The following is a 21,698-nucleotide window of genomic DNA, read 5'->3' on the forward strand; positions in this document are numbered from 1 at the left end:
AAATGGATTTTAAAGGTGATCGCACGGTTATAATCCCGACGCCGGGAGGAAGACCAGCAACAGCAGATGTAGCACCTGCCCAAACGTTTAGCGATAGTGGTAATTGGAGCACCTTGTTTGATGATGCTGATAAGTTCATCAGTTCAGGGTTTAATCGCTTAGAAAATGCAGCGTTCAAGCTGCTTTCACTGATTCCCACAATTAAAAAGTCTCATTCCAACCCAAGTGCGGGGTTGTTGCGTCAGCAAATGGTCGAGGAAATCGAGCAATACGAAGCCGTTGCGCGCAAGTCGGGCATTGATTCTCGGACGGTTATGATAGGACGTTATATCCTCTGTTCTGTGCTAGATGAAGTTGTGCTCAATACCCCTTGGGGTGGACAAAGTGATTGGCAAACGCGCAGTTTACTCAGCCATTTTCATAAAGAAACGTGGGGCGGCGAAAACTTTTTCGTAATGCTCGAAAACCTTGAAAAAGATCCTTCAACCAATATCGATTTGTTGGAGTTGATGTATGTATGCCTAACACTCGGTTTTGAAGGTCGTTATGCTGTCGAAGCTGATAGGGTGGGGCGTTTGGCTGAGGTGCGGGCACGTTTATATCGCACGATACGTACACAGCGTGGGGAGCCTGCACGACAGTTATCGCCGCATTGGCAGGGCGTAACCGTTGCAAACCGCAATTTGCGTCGCTTTATGCCGTTATGGGTTTTTGCTTCCGTATTAGCAGGGGCTCTATCAATCATATTTTTCTATTTATTATATCAACTTAACCAAATATCAAACCCTCCTTACCAAGCATTAGCAACACTGGGTAGTGAGGCTGAAACATCTTTTGACCGCCCTAAAGTGGTTGATTTGTCGGCACTGCAAAAATTACGGATCTTCCTGAAACCAGAAATTGATCAAAACTTGCTCGCAGTAGAAGAGCGCGATGGTCAGGTACGAATCATTATTCAGGGTGACCGCCTCTTCCAGTCGGGACAGGCCGCTATCAATGGCGATTATAAGCCTTTATTGCGCCGTGTCTCCTTGGCGCTTTATGAGGTGAATGGCAAGGTTTTGGTTGAAGGACACTCTGACAGTCAGCCTATCAACACGCTTAAATTCCCATCTAACTGGCATTTATCGTTAGCCCGTGCAGAAGAAGTCACAAAGTTGTTAGCGAATAACACACAAGAATTTGAGCGTTATGATGCAGAGGGCAAGGCGGACACTAGCCCTATCGCCGATAATTCAACCGCACAAGGACGTTCCAAGAACAGACGTGTAGAGATTGTATTGTTATCAAATGTTGTTTGGCGCACGAATGGAGGGAACGAATAATGCGTCTGCTAACGTCTATCGCAGGGAAGTTGAAAACGGTTTTGGGATTTGCAGCCCTTATAATTATTGCCGTATTGATTTGGTTTGTATTACCGGCAGTAACGATGGGAGGTTCGGACCCCTTTGGCTCGGCCATGACTCGGGGCATGATGATTGGCAGCATGTTTGCTATGGCACTGGTGTATAAATTACGTACACATTTGATGGCCAAAAAGAAAAATGAACAGCTTGCCACCGAAATGTCGGCAACGGATAAAACGCCAAAAGAAGAGCTAGGTAAGCAAGAGGTCTCTGAATTAGGTCACAAATTTGAGGAGGCTTTGAGCCTGCTTAAAAAAGTAAAAACAAAAGAAGGCGGCAAAGGGAATTACCTTTATGTGCTGCCATGGTATGTCATTATCGGTCCATCCGGTTCAGGTAAAACAACGGCCTTACTTAATTCCGACTTACATTTTCCGCTCATGGACTCAGTGGGGGCGTCTGTTAAAGGCGTAGGTGGTACACGTAACTGCGATTGGTGGTTTACAGATGAGTCTGTGCTGCTCGATACGGCGGGCCGTTATACCACGCAAAATAATCAAAATGAGTTAGATGAAGTTGAGTGGAAAGGCTTTTTAGGCTTGCTTAAAAAGTTTCGTAGTCGTAAACCTATTAACGGGCTGATTATTACGTTCCCAGTCGATAGCTTGCTCAAAATGCAAGAGTCGGACTTAATCACTCATGCCAAGTTTATTAAGCAGCGTATACAAGAGTTCCAAGAGACATTTCAGATACGTTTTCCGGTTTATATTACGATTACTAAGTTTGATTTGTTGCCCGGCTTTACTGAGTATTTTGATGACTTAGGCCGCGAAGAGCGAGAGCAAGTCTGGGGCTTTACTTATCCTTATGATGACGATAGTGAAGAGCAAGATGTTGTCCCGCAGTTTTTAATGGAGTTTCGCACTCTACAAGAACGCGTTCAGTCACGTGAAGCTGATCGTTTGCAAATGGAATCTGATATTAACCGTCGGGATTTGATCTACGTTTTCCCGCGTACTCTAGGTTTGCTGCAAGATCCAATAGCCACATTTTTACAGGAAATCTTCAAACCTACGCGCTTCGAGACGCAACCGTTGTTACGAGGTGTTTACTTCACCAGCGGCACGCAAGATGGTACGACCTTGGATCGTGTTGTTAATGCACTTGGTTCGCGATTTGGGTTGCGTACAGATGGCTCGACACAGCGATCAGGTAAAGGGAAGGGGTATTTCTTACATAACCTGTTCACTAAAGTTATTTTTCGCGAGTCCGGTTTAGCAGGTATCAATATTAAGCACGAACGTCGTCTGTTTGTGCTGCACTCATTGGCTTACGGTCTTGTTTTTTCGGCAGCGGTAGCACTTTCGGGATTATGGATATACAGCTACCTAGAGAATAAGTCACTAGTTGATGAGGTGCAGGCTAAAACAGTCGAAGCAGAAGCGGTTATTGCAGATATTAGCCGTTATGAGAAAGATGTTTTGGTACCGGTGGATGCACTTAATACAGTGCGTGCGTTGCCGACAGGCTACGATGACATCCAAGAAGGAGGCAAAAGCTGGCGCCATTTCGGTTTATATCAAGGCGATAAGTTAGGTCAAGAAGCCAGCGATGCTTATGGTCGTTTATTGTATAAAACTTTCTTGCCGCGTTTGTTGGTGCAAATAGAATCGGCCTTATATGAAAAGCGTAATGATGCAGAGTACCTTTACGACACCTTACGCGTTTATTTGATGCTCAGTGACCCTGCGCATTTGGAGCCAGCGTCAGTGAAAAGTTGGGTGCTGGACGATTGGAAGCGTGTGCTTCCTCGTGATATTCGTAAAAATGAATACGAAAACTTACAAGCACATCTTGATGCTTTATTAGAATACTTACCCAAAGAAACGCCTTTGCAGCCCAACGATGAGTTGGTCGCTAGTGTTCGAACTTTGTTGAGCACTTTACCCCCAGCCCGTCGTTTCTACTTCCGCTTAAAAGAAGAAGGGATGTTAAACAAAGAGTTATCACCTTATCGTATGGTTGATGCTATTGGCAGCGAAGCGGCGTACTTGTTCCAGTTTAAAAATGGACAGCCTATCACCAGCGAAATTGACGGGTTCTTTACAAAAGCAGGCTACCAGCATTACTTCATTGTTGATCGTGATGAAATGATTGAACGTTACCTGACCGATGAATGGGTCATGGGTGATGAGTACGGACTGGAGTCTGTTGGTTTGAATGGTGAGCTATTGCAAACTCAGGTTGAGTCTATGTATTTGGATGATTACTTGAGTACTTGGAAAAGCTACTTGGAGTCTTTAGATTTTGCGCCTATGACAAATCCGCGTGAAACACTGGCCATTCTTAAAGAGCTATCACGGCCTAACTCTCCTATTATCCCTTTGCTTAAATCGATTAGCACTAACACTTCATCTGATGCGTTTTCGCTTTTGGGGGCGCTTGAGAATGTAGCAGGTGATACGGAAACACCAGCGCTTGATGAGAAAATTGAAGAGCAAGTACAGGTGCGTTCGAACCCAGTAATCGAGTACTTTGCAGAGCTGAATAAGCTAACCGAAGGCGATGATGAGCACGCTCCGCCTATTGAAGAAACCATTAAAATGCTGGACGAGCTCTATGTCTATATGAGTGCTATTGATGGCGCAGCAAATACCGGAAAAGTGGCTTTCGAAAACGCTTCTGACCCGCTTGGGTCGGCGGCTGTCCTTCGTGAAATGGATGTAGAGGCTGCTCGACAACCTAAGCCTTTATCGACACTGCTCGATAAAATTTCGGATCGCGCTAAATTACAAACAGCACAAGATGCTAAAGGGTATATGCAGCGTGAGTGGGATAACGAAGTGGCGCGTCATTGTACCAATATGTTGGCTAATCGTTACCCGTTTAATAAACGCAGTAGCCGAGAGGCGACACTCGATGATGTCTCAGCGTACTTTGGTCCTGGTGGTATTTTAGAGCGATATTTTGATGATGTCGTTGTTGATTATATCGATACCTCTCGCCGACCATGGCGTTGGAATGAGAATAATGGTGTTAGCTTAGGTTTTTCTGAATCAGTCTTGCGTCAATTAGAGATAGGGCGTGTCATCCGGGATACTTTCTATCGAACAGGATCACCTGACCCAGCTATCAGCTTTGAGTTACGCCCTATTAATATGGATAAGTCCATATTGCGGATGAGCTTGTTTGTAAATGGGCAGCAGATGACATATGCCCATGGCCCGCAAAGTGGAAAACGTTTCCGCTGGCCTGATCAGGCTCGTAACGCTGATCGTGGTTTAGCACGCTTAGTTATTGTGACCAGCGCTGGCCAAGAATCGATTACAGAGCAAGGCGATTGGGCGCTGTTTAGACTGTTTGATCAAGCCAAAGTGGAGCGCATGGACCGGGAACGCTACAAACTAACATTTAGACTCAAGAATGAGTTTACCGTCTCGTTAGAGTTGCGTGCTGGCAGTGTTTACAACCCATTCCAAATGGCGGAACTTCGGCAAGTGAGGTGTCAGTGATGGCTGGGCTAGCAATCGGGATATACGGAAAATTGCCATCACACGCTGATTTTGTGAGTGTGAATGTTGATTCTGAGTTAACAGCAGAGCTGTATGACTGGATGCAAACAGTCATCTTCAAAAGCAAAGAGGTCATGAGTGATAGTGACTGGCTTACGGCGTACTTGGTCTCTCCTATTTGGCGATTTTATTTGCCGGTTACAGAGCACCGTAAGGGGGCTGTTACGGGTATCATGTTGCCTAGTGTTGATTCTGTTGGGCGTTACTTTCCTATTTTCTTACTGTTTAAGCTCGATACTGAGAAAAGGCGAACAGAATGGTTGTTTCGGGAAGCAACAACACTTTTGGAAGTGCTAGAGAATGCCGGTATTCAAGCATTGCAGAAACGCCTCACAGTTTATGATTTACAAGTGTTGTTAGATGAGTTTACTGTCGATTTTGAAGTGGGTGAGCAATTAATGTTGCCAATAGAAACCCCTAAGTCGGTCATAAATGTAGAAGAACAATTAGATAAAATGATCGTTCAATTGGGCGATGTTACTTTGTGGTGGTCAATGATGGATATCAATGGCCACGTCAAACCGTTATGTAGCTTTAGTCAGATGCCCGACGCGAATGACTACCAGTTTATGTTAGTCGGTAGCGTATCGGAGTAAATGGAAGTCAATGGCAGATAAAAACTGGAATGGCTACGGCCAAACGGACGTGGGCTCTGTGCGAGAGGAAAACCAAGATAGTTTAGCTGTTTTGGATCACTCTGGAGTATGGTGTGTTGCTGATGGTATGGGAGGCCACAAAGAAGGTGGTATAGCGAGCCATTTAGTCACGCAGAGTTTAGAAAGCTTGCAACAAAAGGAGCCTCAGTCACTTGATGAGCTGTTAATTGAGACCATATCAATCCTCCAAGAAGCGAACCAAGCGTTATGTGATATGTCTGACAGCTTTTATGGTGAGGATCTCATTGGTACAACAGTAGTAGCGTTGTTAGTGAGAGGAGACCGAGGTGCTGTCGTATGGGTGGGCGATTCGCGTTTATACCGTATGCGTGAAACGGCTTTTGAAATGGTCACGCGAGATCATACACAGTTTGAGGAGCTGGTCAGTCGAGGTCTGATTGAAGATTTATCGTCAGAAAAAACTCATCCCGCTAGCCATATGTTAACTCGGGCTTTAGGGGTTAGCCGAGAGCTGAATTTAGACACGATTTATTTAGAACTAGAACCAGGAGATAGGTTTTTGTTGTGCAGTGACGGACTATCAAATGTCATTGAGCAATTAGACTTAGGCAAAGCTATTTACTACAGCGAAGACAAACAGCGTGCTGTAGCAAACTTAATTAACATGGCGCTAGCTCGCCAGGCGAACGATAACGTTACCGCTTTAATTGTGGACAGGATGTAATCGATGAAACGCGTAATACTAACCAGTATGGTCTCTGTGTTTGTTCTTCTCCAAGGATGTGCTGTGCAGCAGCAAGTTGACGATCGATCTGTTGGCGGCCTGAGCCGAGTGGGTATCGTCAATGACGATGACTTGCTCAAAGATAGCTTTCCTGAATACATGGGTCTAGATCAAGTAGGCGTGCATTACCTTAACCCTGTTACAAAAGGTAGTAGAAACACTTATTTGCGACGCGCCGAATCAGTAATACTCTCGTCTGCAGACTACGCTGATGCTCGTTTGAATTTGAGTCGAGCATTGTACTTAGATCCCGATAATAAGACCGCGGCTCTACTGATGAGCCAGTTGGTTAATGAGCCATCGGTTTTTGCGCAAGCAAAAAACTTTAATCAGAACAGCGATGTGGCCAACTATACTGTTAAAAAGCGTGACACCATTAAAGGTTTATCTCGTAAAATCTACGGTAGTTCAAATTACTACCCATTTATCATGCGTTACAACAACCTAAGTGATAGCACGCTATTAGCTGGAGCGGTTATCAGTTTGCCTCGCCCTGATAAGGCGCCAAAACCGGTCGTTAGAAAACCACGTAAAGTTGTTAAACCAGCCGCACCTAAACCGTCAGCTCCTACTGTAGCTCAGCCGGTGGTGGAGCCAATAGAAAATGAGCCATCCGTAGCAATCACACCGACGACTGTTGCTACACCGATAGAGCCGCTAAGCAAGCCGGATGTCACTGTGGAAGCTGAGGCGCCGTCTCTGGATGAGGCCAAAGTTGCCCAAGACATTGAGCAAGGCTTGGAAGATACATTAGCAGCGCCAGTGGAAACCGAGGGTGATCAACAAAGTGAAGAGACCTCTGCTCAGAACCAAGAAGCGGCTGAGCGGGTGGTTGATGATAGTGCAGCTGAACTAGAAACTGACGTTAGCGCTGTCGAAGAGGTAGCAGAAGTGAGTGCTCCAGCAGTAGAGAGTGAAACTAATGTGCCATCTGAACCCGAAGCTGTAGAAGAAGTACCTCAAGGTAACCCATTAGAGCAGCAGGCCTTAGCGGCGAACGCTGCAGGCCAACAGATTCGTGCCTATCGTTTACTTAAACAAGTGCCAGATCGTTCGGCGCAAGGGAATGCGGTGCTGAATCGATTAACGGACAGTTTAGTCTCTAAGCCTTACGCTAAGGGCTTAAAGTACTACCAAGAGCAAAAGCTAAATTTGGCCATTGCTGAATTTAATAAAGTATTGGCTGCTGATCCTACACATGGGCAAGCAGGAATTTATAAAGCGCGTTGTCAAAAATTGCTCGATAAATTAAGCAATATTGAATAATGTACACAGGGGCTCTGTTCACTAACGTTGACACGCCCTTTGTGCAACAAGGATATAAAAGGCAGTAAATGGATTTTTCAGCAGCACTAACACCCATCAATGCAGATGTGAAAGCAGGGTTTGATATTCGGAATCACCCCGAATACGCCGATGCCTTCTATGAGTTGCGCGACTTACGCAACGCTATACGTGCACAAGAGCGGCGTGCGCTATCGCTTGAGGACCTGTACGCTCTGGGGTCAGAATGGAAGCAAGTCCAAACCGCCTGTGTCGATATTTTGGCAACGCAAAGTAAAGATGTTGAAGTACTGGCATGGCTCGCCGAAGCGACTATTCGGGTTGACGGCTTTGTGGGCCTTGCTGAAGTTTTCGATGTTATCGATCAAACCCTGCGAGAGTATTGGGGGGGGATTTATCCGCTTCCTGATGAAGAGGGGATCAGTGCTACCTTATTTCCGTTAACTGGCCTAAATGGCGATAATGGAGAAGGCACCTTGGTCATGCCTATTCGTATGGCTTCTGTCATTACTACACCTGCTGGAGAAATGATTAGTGGCTGGGATTACATAAAAGCATGTGATTTAGCACAGCTGACAGATGATAGTAAGCGTCAGCGCAAAATCGATGATGGCATTAAAACAATCGATCAACTTCAGCAATTAATGCAAGGCACCGACAGTGCCCAGATCAAAACGACGGCACGTGCCATCGACGCATGCAAACAAAATTTTGCCTCTATTGATGACTTTTTACAGGATCAATGTGGCTATGATTCTCCGCCGACATCGGCGATTAAAAACGTTCTTTCTACAGCTTGGGATGCGCTGGCAGCGATTGCCCGCATTGATACTTCTATTTTAGAGGATCCAAAGCCGGCTGAGGAAGAGGCGTCTGAGCCTGAAGACGATAGCGATAAACCTGAAGTACGCTCATCTAAATCGGCTCAGAATACCGTAGTACAATTCCGACCTGAAGCGTACTACCCATCCTCTCGCGAGGAAGCGCTGATTATGGTGTCGAGGCTTAGTGCCTTTTTCAGGGATACCGAACCACACTCGCCTTTGTCTTATCAGATGGAGCGTGTTGAGCGTTGGGGAAGAATGGGATTGGCAGAGTTAATGGATGAACTACTCGACGATGACACAACTAGACATCAGTTCTTCCGCTTAATTGGATTATCAAAAGATTCTAATTAGTTAGAATCGAACGCACTTAATAGGGAAATAAAGGGGAATACTTATGGGTACCGAAAGCATTCATAAGAAGCTCGAACGAGTCAGAAAACCACGTGTTCACATTACTTATGATGTTGAAACCGAAGGTGCTGTTGTACATAAAGAGCTTCCATTTGTCATGGGTATTATGGGTGATTTCACCGGTAATAATCCGGCCAATGCACTTAAAAGTTTGAAAGATCGTAAGTTCATTCAAATTGAGAGTGACAACCTAAATGAAGTCATGGCAAAAATGGCGCCGGGCCTTCGTTACAAAGTTGATAATACGCTGCAGGATGGCAATAGCTCTATGTCAGTCGACCTTGAATTTAAGTCGATGGAAGATTTTGAGCCAGGTCGTGTTGTTGAGCAAATCGAACCGTTAAAAAATTTAATGGAAACACGTAATAAACTACGTGACTTGCTAACGAAAGCAGACCGCTCCGAAGAGTTAGAAACTCTTTTGGAAAAAGTATTACAGAGCACGGACGACATGCAATCATTGTCGAAAGAGCTGAAGGCAGGCGAAACTGAGTAAGGTGACAAGGATGACTGATACAACTACAGCTACTCAGCAAAATGCAACCACGCTTCTTGAAGAAACTGGCGGCTTGCTGGACCAAGTAATCACTGCCACAAAGCAAACTGAAAGCGACGTGGCTAAAGATTTGCTTAAAACACTGGTTGATGAAGCAATGGACGGAACGGTTGTTTGGGACCGCAACATTGCAAAAACTATCAATAAAGCGATTGCGATGCTTGACGCTAAGTTATCCACTCAGCTAGCAGAAGTCATGCATGCACCGGAGTTCTTAAAGCTTGAGGGTTCATGGCGCGGCTTGAAATACCTTGTTGATAACAGTGCAACAAGCTCTTCATTAAAGTTAAAAGTGCTCAACCTCAACAAAAAAGATCTATTTAAAGATTTAGATAGAGCGGTTGAGTTTGATCAAAGCGAAATGTTCAAGAAGTTGTATGAAGAAGAATTCGGTACGCCGGGTGGTGAGCCTTTTGGTGCCATTGTAGGTGATTACGAATTCTCTAATCATGCGGATGACATCGAGCTGCTTTCAAAAATGTCTAACGTATCGGCGGCTGCATTTTGCCCATTCATCGCGGCGTCAGGCCCTGAGTTATTTGGTCTAGAGAGCTGGACAGAACTATCGCGTCCTAAAGATCTTGAGAAGATCTTCGACTCTAAAGAGTATTCTAAATGGCGCGGTTTCCGTGACTCTGAAGATTCACGTTTTGTAAGCTTGACAATGCCACGAGCACTAGCGCGCTTGCCATATGGTTCTCAAACTAGCCCAATCGATGATTTCGGCTACGAAGAGGCGCCTATTGACGAGAATGGCGTATCCCGTGCGGCTGATCATGATAACTATTGTTGGATGAATGCTGCGTATGTAATGGGTGCTCGTTTAACTGAGTCCTTTGCTAGCACAGGATGGTGTACGGCTATTCGTGGCGCTGAAGGCGGTGGTCGCGTTGATAGCTTACCTACACACGTGTTTACGAGTGATGATGGCGACATGGACCTTAAGTGCCCAACTGAAATCGGCATTACCGATCGCCGAGAAGCTGAGCTATCTAAAATGGGCTTCTTGCCATTATGCCATTATAAAAACACTGACTATGCTGTGTTCTTTGGCGGCCAATCTACTCAAAAGCCTACTAAATATGGCACACCCGAAGCTACGGCCAATGCGGCTATCTCGGCTCGTTTGCCTTACATTATGGCTACCTCTCGCTTTACGCATTTCTTGAAAGTGATGGGACGCGACAAAATTGGCTCATTTATGGAAGCTGATGATGTAGAGCAGTGGCTAAACCGTTGGTTGCTCAACTATGTCAATGACAACCCGGATTCGGGTCCAGATATGAAAGCAAAATATCCGCTGCGTGCTGGTAAAGTTCAGGTAACTGAAGTGCCGGGCCGTCCTGGTTCGTACAATGTGGTTGCTTGGATGCGTCCATGGCTGCAAATGGAAGAGTTGAGTGCATCTATGCGAATGGTTGCTCGTATCCCACAACTCGGTAAGTAGGTCGATCAGGTTGTAGTATTACAGTAGGCATGTTGTTGCCTACTGTAATTTTCTGGTGTTGGTCAACATGGATGTATTAGGTATTAATGGAACTGCTTGATCACCCTTTAGGGTCGGATGCAAACCTGAACGAATGTGTTTGGATACATGATCTCGTCGATTATTTCGGTGCAGATTCACTGCGCACGCAGCATCCTCGCCTCACAGTCCTCAGCTTACTTAACCGTGAAATTGCTCGCATAGACCAGCTACTTGAACAGCAAGTAGATGCGATACTCCATCACCCTCAGTTTCAAGCTCTAGAATCCACATGGATGGGGTGCCAGTATTTGTTAGAGCAGACATCATTTGCTCAGCAAGTTAAAGTTAAACTATTGGATGTTACTTGGGATGAATTAGCGCGAGACATTACCCGTGCGATCGAGATTGATCACAGCGAAATATTCCACAAAGTGTATAGTCGAGAGTTTGGTATGGCGGGTGGTGAGCCTTTTGGTGCCATGCTCTGCAACTATGCAATTGGTCTGACACCTAAGCGCTCTGGTAGAGATGATCTGAGCGTTCTTTCTGGGCTTGCCGCCGTTGCTGCTGCAAGTTTTGCCCCTTTTATTTTTAATGCAGACCCATCGTTACTCGACTTAGATGATTTCTCGTCAATGCACTCCCAGCTCGATTTGGATCGAACCTATCAGCAAGAGTCATTTATTCGATGGAAAGCCCTGCGCCAGACAGAAGACGCTCGCTTTATTGGATTAACGTTACCCTATTTATATTTGCGTAAAACTTATAGACCCAGCCGGTTTAGAAACGATGGCTTTGTCTATCGTGAAGGGATAAAAAAACGCAGCGATTATCTGAAAGTGGGGGCTATTTTTGCACTGGGCGCTGTGATGGCTCGTTGTTTTTCGAATACAGGATGGCTAGCTGAAATTACCGGTAAACGCTATTTTGGTGGAGGCGTGGTGCCGGGGTTTATATCCCACGATTCTGACATTGATGGCCAGTCTCATATCGCGGCTGAGGTTATGATCCCTGATGCGTTAGAGCGCTCGTTATCGGATCATGGGTTTATTCCTGTTTGTTACTCAGTCAATAGCGCTAGTGGTTTGTTCTATAGTGCATCGTCGATCCAAAGCCCACTTTATTACAACACGGCACAAGCACGCGTAAATGCTCGTTACTCTTCTATGTTGCAGTATGTGCTTTGTACTTCGCGGTTTGCGCACTATATGAAAGTTATTGTAAGAGACCAAGTGGGGGCATTCTCGACCACTGAGGAATGTCGTCAGTTCCTACAAACTTGGATTATGAATTATGTGATGTCAACGGATGAGGCAAGTGACGTTCTGTTGGCTCAATACCCGTTGCGTGAGGCGCGTGTTAGTGTCAGAGAGCAAGCGGGAGGCAGTGGGTCTTACACTTGTGTGGCGCATTTAAAGCCGCACTTTCAATTGGAATCTATAGAAACATCGATTCAGTTCAGCGCTGAAGTCGTATCAAACAGGGTGACAGGGTAGATATGGATATCAAAGGTATTGGTGAGTTATATAAAGCAGGCGATTTACAGGCAGCGCTTGTGCATTCCAAAGCATTTGTTAGAGATAATCCAGAAAATGGTGAAGGGAGAGGGCTGTTACTGCAGTTGTATCTTTTTGCGGGGGAGCTCGATAAAGCTAAAAAGCAGCTAGAGTTTTTAGAGTTTCAAAAGAAGGATGACCTGCCTTCTTATATGACGTTAAAAGTCATCGGTGAAATGATTGATTGTGAAATTCAGCGCCATGCTTTCTATAAGAAAGCCAGTAGTGAAGTGCCTGCATTATTTGATGATGAGATCGATTTACTATCAGACGCGTATGCGTTGGTAACTAATGCTCAAAACGGTTCGTTAACGCCAGAGAAGGCTGAAGCTATAACTGGCCAGCGTCCTCTGTTACCTGTTTTGTGTCAGCTACAAGATGATGAGATTCGTGGCGAGCTTGCAGAGCCTGATGATTTAACCGCATTTGGCCTAGAAGTGTTTTCTGCACGCAAAGGGTATGCCTGGGTCGCTTGGAAAAATATCGCATCTATCGAGTTCCATCCCTACGAAAAACCAATGGATCTGATGTATCGCCGAGCCGTTATAAAACGTAAAGGAGATACAGAGGAGACGCCTCCATTACAGGCTTATGTCCCCGCTATCTATGCTAATACTTCACGTGATGATGTTGCTGCGTGCATGGGAAGGACAACTGATTGGCTTGCAAATGATGAGACCGGGCTGGTTTCTGGTTCAGGTCAAAAGTGTTTGTTAGTGGGTGATCAACTCGTTCCGCTATTGCAGATCGGTACACTCACAGCTCTTGAACTGTCATAAAACAGGTGGGCCGTATGGTTGATACTGAGCATTTTCAATCGTCCTTTATGCAGCAGGTATTGGACTATGAACCGGATAAACAATCGGATCGGTATGATAACCCTGCGGCACGCTATCGCGCCTACAAAGAGTCGGTAATGCGCGACCTAGAAAACTTACTGAACAACCGAAGTCGCTTAAATAGTGCTGAATTGTTAGAAGCCGGTGAGCTTTTATTAACGTATGGGGTCACTGATTTTGCGCATATCAACATAGCTGCCCTCAGTGGTCGGGAAGCGCTGCGACGAAAAATTCTCGATGCGATTCGTACAAATGAGCCTCGTTTGAGTGATATCCGTGTTGCGTTGTTGGATAAGCAGGACGACCCAAACCGTCTTGGGTTTAGAATTGAAGCAAAGCTACGCGTTTATACCGATGCGGAGCCGGTAATTATCAGTGCCTCATTTGAGCCTGCCCGCAAACAGTTTAACTTTCAGTCTGAAGTGCGATGAAACAGTCATTAGTCGATTATTATCAGCGTGAGCTGAATTACTTAAAACGTCGCGGTGAAGCGTTTGCCGATGAATATCCTAAAATAGCTGCCAGACTTCAGGTTAATGATGACCTTGCGCGAGACCCGCATGTCGAAAGGATCATTCAAGGGGTAGCCTTCTTAAACGCACGGATTCGTAAAAAGATAGAAGATGACTTTCCTCAGCTGTGCCAAAGCGTGCTGGATGTTATGTATCCGCATTATTTGCGGCCTTTACCGAGCTATTCGATTGTAAGTTTTGAGCCTGAAAAGGACCTCACCTCTCGGGCGAGAGTCAAGCAAGGTTCTGTTATTGAAGCTGATGTGGATGAGCATTTTGCCTGTCGATTTAAGACTGTTTATCCAACAGATGTTTTACCTGCTAAGGTTGATAAAGCCGTATTGCAGAGCTATCCAGCTCAAGCGCCTAACCCTCAGCAAGTTACTGACCTTGAATCGGTATTGCGACTACGTTTATCAACAATAAATAGCGATGCTGTATTCGAAAAAATCGATTTTGAGACGTTGCGCTTTTACATTAAAGGTAACCGCCACTACAGTTTTGCTCTTTATGAGCTTATTCATAACCACACAGTGACCATCGCAGTCGCTAAGAATGATCATGATCCCAAAGCGATTTTTTTAAACCCAGAAGACGTGCTGTTTCAAGTGGGCTTTAATGAGGATGAGGGGATACTACCTTATCCCGAACAGTCGTTTATAGGTTATAGATTGCTGACAGAATACTTTGCTTATCCTGAAAAATTTTTGTTCTTCGATTTAAAAATCAGTGAGTCAGTAAAGCTAGCCATTGAAGGTCAGCAAATGGAACTGTTTTTTTACTTTAATAAGAGTGTGCCGGATATAGAGGCTACGGTTGAGGCCAAAAACTTTGTCTTAAATGCTACGCCTATTATTAATTTATATGATCAGTTTTCAGAGCCTACTAGGCTAACGCATAAAGATTATGAATATCCTCTGGTGGCTGACGCGCGAAATCCAGACAAAGTGGAAATCTACAGTGTAGAAGGCGTATCGATTACAACGGATCAAGACAAGATAGAAGTCGTGACGCCGTTTTTTGGAATAGCTGATATACCTCCGTCAGAGACGACTGAGGCTCGTTGGCACTCTCGTCGAGAGGAAATTGAGTTTGGTAATACCCGCAGCCAATCTCATCTATCCTTAATCAATATAGATCCTATTCTTAAAGAGCAAGGCGAAGCCGTTGTCTTAACTCAATTACGGTGTTTTAACGGTAGTTTGCCTAAGCGTCTGTCTCAGACGCACAGCCAGCCGAAGTTGATACTGAGTTCCGGGGCGTCTGCTGTGGATCGTATTAGGACAGAAATTCCTTTTACGGATGTGATTAGACCTCGTTTAGATGATGATATTTATTGGCAGTTGCTATCTCACCTGAATCTAAATTATATCTCGTTGACGCAAGGTAATCAGGGGACCGCTGCACTGCGCAAAATATTGTCTCTCTATAATGTGACGCGTCATCAAGAAAGCAGTAGCGTAGTAGATGCTGTGGCAATCACCGATGTATCACCAGCCACATTACGCATCGCTGATGATCGAGGTATGCCATTTTTCTGTCGTGGTAGCAAAGTTGAAATAACGTTGGATAAAACTAAATTTGCCGGCAGCAGCCCATTTTTATTTGCTAGCGTTATTGAGCGGTTTTTAGGGTTGTATACACATATCAATTCGTTTGTTCAGTTGTCAGTGGTGTTGGGAGATAAAGACCACGAGTTAAAATGTTGGCCAGCGCGGGCAGGGGATCAATCACTGCTATGAGTACGGTCTCTCACGCAATGACAACTAGTGCGTTACCCGATATGCAGTTTTTTCAGTTGCTTAGGCATTTAGAATTAACAGCACGCAAAAGCAAAGGGGTAGCCGCAGGAGCCATTGGTCATGATTTACCACTAAAGAAAGAGTTTGCTGACTTTGCTGTTATCCAGTCAGCCGCTTTCCCGGGCAGTGCTTGCACAAAAATTGATCGGGTTGATCATGGTGAGTTTACTCAGAGTAAGCTGCATATTGCGTGTTTTGGATTAACGGGCCCATCGGGCGTCATGCCAATTCATTACACTGAATTACTAAGTAGTAGGGCTCGACAAAAAGATACCGCACTAAAAACATTATTAGATGGCTTTAATGCACGTTCAGTCAGTTTTTTGTATCGGGCTTGGCAAAAAAACCGTCTGCCCATCATGCAAGAGCACCTGACAAGAGCAACGGTAAATCGTCAAGTTGACCCGGCAAAGGCGATGCTAAAAGCCTATGTAGGGCTGGCAGAAGGTGATAAAGAAAAAAGTATCAAAACGGATACAGAATCACTGGCGCTCTATTTTTCAGGGTATTATAGTAAACGTCCTCGTAATGCGGCTGGTTTGAGTAAAATTATCAGTCGAGTGTTGGGGTGTCAGGTGACACTGCAACAGTTTTATGGGCGTTGGTTTGATCTAGAACCAGAACAAAGAAATACAATTGGATGTAAGAATGCCACGCTAGGGAAAGATTTTGTTATTGGCAGCTCTGTGTTTGAAGGGTCGTGTAGTATACGGATACAAACCGCGCCAGTCTCGCTTGCTGACTTTAAAAGTTTGCAACCGGGTCAGCCAAAGTTCCTCATTCTCAAAGAGCTTATTAACCTCTATGTGGGTCAAGATTATTTGATTGACTTACAAGTGGTGCTTAAAGGTGTCGAAAAGCCACCTTTTATTCTCGCTAATGATACAACCTTGCAGGACTCACTCCGATTGGGCGAAGGCTTGTGGCTAAGTGCTGCATCGAATCATCAAAACGTTGCTGATGCTATCTACGAAGTAAATCGGTAACAGGAAGGAATAATGAATCAACTTGGACGATACGAATTAAAGGAAATGATTGGCGAAGGCGCCATGTCACAGGTTTATAAGGCTTATGATCCTGTGCTACAACGAACGCTTGCCATCAAAGTGCTAAAACCCGAGTTCTCGGAAGATAAAGAGCGCCTCAGCTTTTTTCTCAACGAAGTACATGTCTCAGGTAAGCTTAACCATCATAATATTGTTCAAATTTTTGATGTTGGGTCCGTCGACGAAGTTCCTTTTATAGTGATGGAGTTTGTGGATTGTCAAAGCCTTGATGATTGGATGAAAGAGCAAACTGATATCTCTTTGGATAAAGTCACAGATATTATGACGCAATTGGCGTCAGCCTTAGAGTATGCGCACAGTAAAGGCATTATCCATCGCGATATTAAGCCCAGTAATATTCTTATTGAAACGAATGGCCGCGTGCGTCTGACTGATTTTGGTGTGGCTTATTTGCATGAGCAAACAGAGCTTGACCAAACACAGACAATTGTCGGTACACCTTTTTACATGTCGCCAGAGCAACTCGCTGGTGGTGTGCCAGATAGCCGAAGTGATCTTTATTCAATGGGTGTGGTTTTTTACCAATTGGTTTTCGGTACATTGCCATTTGAGGCGTCCAGCATTCGTAACTTGGTCGATCTCATTCAAAAATCGGAAGTGGATCTAACCGCTTCTAAGTGCCCGCACGCGATCAAAAAGGTTATTCGCCGTTTATTGCATAAAAAGCCAACGTTCCGATACAGCAGTGCTGGTGAGTTAGTCAAACAACTCAATGCTGTTAGCGTCGAATTGTCGACTAAAGACCCAAAATGGTCTGAAAAAATCACATCGACCTGGCGTTATACCGCCATTGTGGCAACTGCATTAAGTACCTTGTTAGTAGCCTTGTTGGCTTTCACTTTAAATGATTTATCGACCAGCTTGTCGGAAGTATTGGGCAGCTATGGTCGAATGCTAGTGCAACAAACAAAAGAGCAAGTTGATGAGGCCTTGCTATTGGGCGACGACCTAGCGTTGGGGATTACCGTCGAGCGGTTATCGAACAATGATGAAATTGAATATTTGTATGTGACAGACCATGAAGGGTTAATTAAAGCGAGCAAGCAGCCAGATATGATGGGGAAGGTTTACCGTCCTCCTTTAGATTTGGTTCGAGTTGAGCAAGCGCAAAATGTTAATATCTTCCAGCTTAAACGTGATGAACATGGCAATCGCATTTACCATTTAACCTCGCCCATTTTGTTCAACGGTAAAGAAATTGGTGCAGTAGTCATGGGGCTTTCGGCTAACTCAGTCGCTGATGTTTGGACTCGAACAGCTTGGGCACTGGGGCTCTTTATCTTAATAGCCTGCATTATGATTACAGCGATTGTGTATTATTTATGCCGATTCTTTACGCGCCAATTTAGTCAATTAGGGCAGGCGTTGCAAAGCTTGTATGTAGGGAACTATTATACGCGTCTCCATGTCGATAGAATCGATGAGATAGGGTATGCAAAACGTCAATTCAATGAATTGGCTGAACAAATGGAGACGTTTATTCTTGAGTCAGATCCTGATTTTGAGGAAGAAACGTTACCAGAAACAGAGATAGAAGAATCTGAAGACAGGACTGTCGTAATCAGAAAAACAGGGGATGTTAAATGAATACTCGCGCGCTCATTGGTAAGTTATCAGCAACCAGTCTTGCTGCATTCGAAAAGGCCGCTTCTTTGGCGGTAACTCAGCGCCACTACGCTATAGAAATCGAGCATCTAGTGCTAGCCCTTCTGCAAGAGGAGCGTACTGGGGTTCGGTCATCATTGAAAAAATACGGCGTAAATACTGATCAGCTCGAAGGCGATATTCTTATCCGCTTTGAATCATTTGAAAAAGGTCACACGAGCGCCCCTTCTTTTTCTCCCAACGTTGTCGAACTCATCCGTAAGGCATGGCTGTTATCCAGTTTAGAATACGGTGAGAATGAAGTAGTTGGTATTGCTGTCATGGTAGCCTTATTTAAAGATGAGGCGATGAACTTGCAAATTACGTCTCGTTTAAAGGCGTTTAGTCATTTTGACGATGCCGACTATGTGCGTAATGGCCCTAACCTGATTAAGCTTGAGCAAGTAACTCAGGTGGCAGCCCCTTCTGATAATGAAGATGATGACGCGTTGATGGCGCCTGCTCCGGCTAGTAAGCAAGCGCTGGAGGCTTATACTCTTGATTTAACAGCTCGTGCGCGAGCAGGTGATCTTGACCCTGTTGTGGGTCGTGAATCCGAAATTCGGCAACTGATTGATATTCTATGCCGCCGCCGTCAAAACAACCCTATTTTGACGGGTGAAGCGGGTGTTGGTAAAACGGCCGTGGTTGAAGGGCTAGCTCAACGAATTGTAAATGCGGAAGTACCGGACTCTCTTAAAGAAGTTGATATTCATATACTCGATTTGACCTTGCTGCAAGCTGGCGCTGGTGTTCGAGGTGAGTTTGAAAATCGATTGAAGTCAGTCATTGATGAAGTAAAGCAGTCTCCTAAGCCTATTATTTTATTTATTGATGAAGCGCATACGCTGATTGGCGCTGGCAATTCGGGTGGCCAGGGAGACGCGGCTAATATCTTAAAGCCAGCATTGGCGCGCGGTGAATTACGCACGATTGCTGCAACCACGTGGGCTGAGTATAAAAAGTATTTTGAGAAAGACGCCGCGCTCACACGCCGTTTCCAAGTGGTAAAGGTAGAAGAACCAGAACCAGAACAAGCTATGCGCATGCTACGCACTCTGCAGCCTGCCTTTGAGAAGCACCACCAAGTGCTGATATTAGATGAAGCGATTCGTGACTCTGTTTTACTGTCAAAACGCTACATCTCAGGCCGTCAGCTACCGGATGTATGTGTCTCTGTGCTTGATACCGCATGTTCTAGGGTTAATTTAGAGTTACGTAACACGCCCGCTGCATTAGATGATTTGCAAGCCTTGGAAGATCAGTATCAGAAGCAATTAAGCAGCGCTGAGCGCGAGGTCGCATTATACGGTGGTGACAGTCAAGAAATCGAAACACTCACTGAAAAGTTAGTGCTTTTGAGTAATGAACGCGCCGATATAGAAAGCCGTTGGGAGCAAGAAAAACAAGCTGTAGAGCTCGTGCTTGAGCTGCGTACAGCGATTAGTCATGGCAATCAAGATGATGCTACGCGCGAACAACTAGACGAGGCATTAGCTCGTCTGAAAGATATCCAAGGCGAAGCTCCGTTAATTCGCCCTCACGTGGATGCACAAGTGGTTGCTGAAGTGATTTCCTCTTGGACGGGCATCCCCGCAGGACGAATGATGTCCGGAGAAGTACAAAAAGTACTTAACGTGCAAAGCGAGCTTAAAAAGCGAATTATTGGTCAAGACCATGCGCTAGATGCAGTAAGCCAAAGCGTTCGTATATCCAGTGCTAAATTAAAAGATCCTAAACAACCCATCGGCGTGTTCATGTTTTGCGGTAGCAGCGGTGTGGGTAAAACCGAGACAGCGCTGGCTTTAGCTGACTTGTTATATGGCGGTGAGCAGAATATGACCGTTATTAATATGTCTGAATTTAAAGAAGAGCATAAGGTTTCTTTATTGATGGGATCTCCTCCTGGCTATGTTGGGTATGGAGAAGGTGGGGTTTTAACAGAAGCTGTTCGCCGTAAGCCTTACAGCGTTATTTTGTTAGATGAAATGGAAAAAGCGCACCCGGGTGTTCAAGATGTGTTTTATCAGGTGTTTGACAAAGGCGCGATGAAAGATGGAGAGGGGCGAGATATTGATTTCCGTAATACTCTGATCATCATGACGACCAATGCTGGCACCGAAACCATCTCGCGCGTATGCTCCGATCCCGACACAGCTCCGTTACCGGATCAATTAGAATCCCTTGTTAAAGATGAGCTTTTAACTTATTTCAAGCCAGCTTTCTTAGGGCGTACTCGTTTAGTGCCTTTCATGCCGTTGCATGACGAGGTGATGACAGGAATAGTGCGTTTACAATTGGCACGAGTCGGACAGCGCTTACTTGATCAATACAGTGCCGAATTTACATACAGCGATGCTGTTGTAGATACCATCGTCGCTCGTTGTAAAGAGGTCGATACTGGGGCTCGTAATGCAATCCATATTATTAATCGTAGTTTATTACCTGAAATATCAATGCGAATCTTAGAGTCCATGGGTGATAGTCACGCGTTGGCTTCGGTTCATATTGATGTGGATGACAATAGCGAATTTAGTTTTAACCTTTCTACAGATGAGCAGGATGCAGCACATGAAAAATAGTCGTACGTTTGTGATGGCGTTAGTAGTTTCTAGCACATTGGCTAGTGGTGCTTATGCGGCCGAAAAAAGCGCGGGCAGTCAGAATTTTCGATTTGCTTTACCTGACGATTATGCGGTAGTTCAGCATCAAGTTAACCCTGCACTGCAAGGAGGGAGCGTTATTTTTGCTCCTGCTGCTGAAGCTTCTTCTAAGGAGCGTATTCTGCGTTTACAAACGTACCCGTCTGAGTATTATCCAGAGTCTTTGCAAGCTTTAGGAACATCCAAACCGCGCGAATTTTTAAACACAGTTATCGAAACACAACTGCAATCCAAATGTACAAGTTCTACGGTAGACTCCGGTAAAATCAGGGAACAAAACGGTGAAACTCGCATCAATTGGTGGACCAGTTGTGAGTTAGCTAATCAGCCGGGTCAGTTCGAGTTTGAGCGTGGTCGTATGTTCTTATCTGCTACAGGCGCATACTTTATTAGCCACATTAATGAATCGGCTAACAAAAACCACCAGTTTGCTCGCAATGAAATTAAGTGGTTCGATAAATATTTGTACAACAGTGGTTTTTGTATTTCAGGTAATGACTGTGGTGAAGAAGGGGCTTTGATCCCTCAATTATTTACTGAAAAGTAAATACATAGTCATTCCAATTATTTGTTGTTAGATAGTTAAATAAAGGTATTTGCCACCCAATAAAGGTGAGAAAAGGATGTCTTCCATGAGTATCACGGTATCTTGCTGTGAATAGCGCTGACTTCCTTTTTTATGCGTGTTTTTCTAAGAGAAGCCCGAATAGGGTAGTAGGTTTTAACTGGAGAACACCCTTTAATTGAGCT

Annotated in this window: 16 protein-coding genes; all 16 read left to right on the top strand. The window is 44.9% G+C overall.

Annotated elements, in window-relative coordinates; all coding sequences use genetic code 11:
* The first annotated feature begins 2 nt into the window (after positions 1 to 2).
* The 16 genes from icmH (at position 3) to BS617_RS04040 (ending at position 21,495) form a co-directional block, all read left to right on the top strand.
* On the top strand, positions 3 to 1,325 hold the full coding sequence (gene icmH, locus BS617_RS03965) for a type IVB secretion system protein IcmH/DotU (RefSeq protein WP_075171602.1): 1,323 nt from the start codon (positions 3 to 5) through the stop codon (positions 1,323 to 1,325).
* The gene (gene tssM / locus BS617_RS03970; protein WP_075171603.1) at positions 1,325 to 4,858 is read left to right on the top strand and encodes a type VI secretion system membrane subunit TssM; all 3,534 of its coding nucleotides are present in this window, start codon (positions 1,325 to 1,327) and stop codon (positions 4,856 to 4,858) included. The genes icmH and tssM overlap by 1 nt, the downstream gene beginning before the upstream one ends.
* Positions 4,858 to 5,514, top strand: coding sequence for a type VI secretion system-associated protein TagF (gene tagF / locus BS617_RS03975; RefSeq protein ID WP_075171604.1), 657 nt, complete (start codon positions 4,858 to 4,860; stop codon positions 5,512 to 5,514). Before tssM ends, tagF begins: the two co-directional genes overlap by 1 nt.
* Before the next feature lie 10 nt (positions 5,515 to 5,524).
* Positions 5,525 to 6,259 (top strand): PP2C family protein-serine/threonine phosphatase, encoded by a 735-nt coding sequence (locus BS617_RS03980; RefSeq protein ID WP_075171605.1) that lies wholly within the window; start codon positions 5,525 to 5,527, stop codon positions 6,257 to 6,259.
* A 3-nt stretch (positions 6,260 to 6,262) separates the two neighbouring features.
* Complete coding sequence (locus BS617_RS03985) at positions 6,263 to 7,585, top strand: LysM peptidoglycan-binding domain-containing protein (RefSeq protein ID WP_075171606.1); 1,323 nt, start codon at positions 6,263 to 6,265, stop codon at positions 7,583 to 7,585.
* A gap of 68 nt (positions 7,586 to 7,653) precedes the next feature.
* A complete protein-coding gene (tssA, locus tag BS617_RS03990) occupies positions 7,654 to 8,781 on the top strand; it encodes a type VI secretion system protein TssA (protein ID WP_075171607.1) in 1,128 nt (375 codons plus the stop codon).
* Positions 8,782 to 8,824: 43 nt separating this feature from the next.
* Positions 8,825 to 9,337: a type VI secretion system contractile sheath small subunit gene (gene tssB, locus BS617_RS03995; protein ID WP_075171608.1), complete on the top strand. Its 513-nt coding sequence runs from the start codon at positions 8,825 to 8,827 to the stop codon at positions 9,335 to 9,337.
* A 10-nt stretch (positions 9,338 to 9,347) separates the two neighbouring features.
* Positions 9,348 to 10,844, top strand: a complete 1,497-nt coding sequence (tssC, locus tag BS617_RS04000) for a type VI secretion system contractile sheath large subunit (RefSeq protein WP_075171609.1) — start codon at positions 9,348 to 9,350, stop codon at positions 10,842 to 10,844.
* A gap of 86 nt (positions 10,845 to 10,930) precedes the next feature.
* Positions 10,931 to 12,361 carry a type VI secretion system contractile sheath large subunit gene (tssC, locus tag BS617_RS04005; RefSeq protein ID WP_075171610.1) on the top strand — a complete coding sequence of 477 codons (1,431 nt, stop codon included), beginning with the start codon at positions 10,931 to 10,933 and terminating at the stop codon, positions 12,359 to 12,361.
* Positions 12,362 to 12,363: 2 nt separating this feature from the next.
* A complete protein-coding gene (locus BS617_RS04010) occupies positions 12,364 to 13,200 on the top strand; it encodes a type VI secretion system accessory protein TagJ (protein ID WP_075171611.1) in 837 nt (278 codons plus the stop codon).
* Positions 13,201 to 13,214: 14 nt separating this feature from the next.
* Complete coding sequence (gene tssE / locus BS617_RS04015) at positions 13,215 to 13,691, top strand: type VI secretion system baseplate subunit TssE (protein ID WP_075171612.1); 477 nt, start codon at positions 13,215 to 13,217, stop codon at positions 13,689 to 13,691.
* Complete coding sequence (gene tssF, locus BS617_RS04020) at positions 13,688 to 15,514, top strand: type VI secretion system baseplate subunit TssF (RefSeq protein ID WP_075171613.1); 1,827 nt, start codon at positions 13,688 to 13,690, stop codon at positions 15,512 to 15,514. The genes tssE and tssF overlap by 4 nt, the downstream gene beginning before the upstream one ends.
* On the top strand, positions 15,511 to 16,560 hold the full coding sequence (tssG, locus tag BS617_RS04025) for a type VI secretion system baseplate subunit TssG (protein ID WP_075171614.1): 1,050 nt from the start codon (positions 15,511 to 15,513) through the stop codon (positions 16,558 to 16,560). Before tssF ends, tssG begins: the two co-directional genes overlap by 4 nt.
* Before the next feature lie 12 nt (positions 16,561 to 16,572).
* On the top strand, positions 16,573 to 18,228 hold the full coding sequence (locus tag BS617_RS04030; protein ID WP_075171615.1) for a serine/threonine protein kinase: 1,656 nt from the start codon (positions 16,573 to 16,575) through the stop codon (positions 18,226 to 18,228).
* A complete protein-coding gene (gene tssH / locus BS617_RS04035) occupies positions 18,225 to 20,867 on the top strand; it encodes a type VI secretion system ATPase TssH (protein ID WP_075171616.1) in 2,643 nt (880 codons plus the stop codon). Before BS617_RS04030 ends, tssH begins: the two co-directional genes overlap by 4 nt.
* Positions 20,857 to 21,495, top strand: a complete 639-nt coding sequence (locus BS617_RS04040; RefSeq protein ID WP_075171617.1) for a hypothetical protein — start codon at positions 20,857 to 20,859, stop codon at positions 21,493 to 21,495. Before tssH ends, BS617_RS04040 begins: the two co-directional genes overlap by 11 nt.
* Positions 21,496 to 21,698: the final 203 nt, after the last annotated feature.

Source organism: Neptunomonas phycophila (assembly GCF_001922575.1).
GTDB classification, from domain to species: domain Bacteria; phylum Pseudomonadota; class Gammaproteobacteria; order Pseudomonadales; family Balneatricaceae; genus Neptunomonas; species Neptunomonas phycophila.

Coding starts and splice junctions, on each gene's coding strand:
- tssH (WP_075171616.1), top strand. CDS start 18,225: ATGAATACTCGCGCGCTCATTGGTAAGTTATCAGCAACCAGTCTTGCT.
- icmH (WP_075171602.1), top strand. CDS start 3: ATGGATTTTAAAGGTGATCGCACGGTTATAATCCCGACGCCGGGAGGA.
- tssG (WP_075171614.1), top strand. CDS start 15,511: ATGAGTACGGTCTCTCACGCAATGACAACTAGTGCGTTACCCGATATG.
- tssC (WP_075171610.1), top strand. CDS start 10,931: ATGGAACTGCTTGATCACCCTTTAGGGTCGGATGCAAACCTGAACGAA.
- BS617_RS03980 (WP_075171605.1), top strand. CDS start 5,525: ATGGCAGATAAAAACTGGAATGGCTACGGCCAAACGGACGTGGGCTCT.
- tssB (WP_075171608.1), top strand. CDS start 8,825: ATGGGTACCGAAAGCATTCATAAGAAGCTCGAACGAGTCAGAAAACCA.
- BS617_RS03985 (WP_075171606.1), top strand. CDS start 6,263: ATGAAACGCGTAATACTAACCAGTATGGTCTCTGTGTTTGTTCTTCTC.
- tssA (WP_075171607.1), top strand. CDS start 7,654: ATGGATTTTTCAGCAGCACTAACACCCATCAATGCAGATGTGAAAGCA.
- tssM (WP_075171603.1), top strand. CDS start 1,325: ATGCGTCTGCTAACGTCTATCGCAGGGAAGTTGAAAACGGTTTTGGGA.
- BS617_RS04030 (WP_075171615.1), top strand. CDS start 16,573: ATGAATCAACTTGGACGATACGAATTAAAGGAAATGATTGGCGAAGGC.
- tagF (WP_075171604.1), top strand. CDS start 4,858: ATGGCTGGGCTAGCAATCGGGATATACGGAAAATTGCCATCACACGCT.
- BS617_RS04040 (WP_075171617.1), top strand. CDS start 20,857: ATGAAAAATAGTCGTACGTTTGTGATGGCGTTAGTAGTTTCTAGCACA.
- tssF (WP_075171613.1), top strand. CDS start 13,688: ATGAAACAGTCATTAGTCGATTATTATCAGCGTGAGCTGAATTACTTA.
- BS617_RS04010 (WP_075171611.1), top strand. CDS start 12,364: ATGGATATCAAAGGTATTGGTGAGTTATATAAAGCAGGCGATTTACAG.
- tssE (WP_075171612.1), top strand. CDS start 13,215: ATGGTTGATACTGAGCATTTTCAATCGTCCTTTATGCAGCAGGTATTG.
- tssC (WP_075171609.1), top strand. CDS start 9,348: ATGACTGATACAACTACAGCTACTCAGCAAAATGCAACCACGCTTCTT.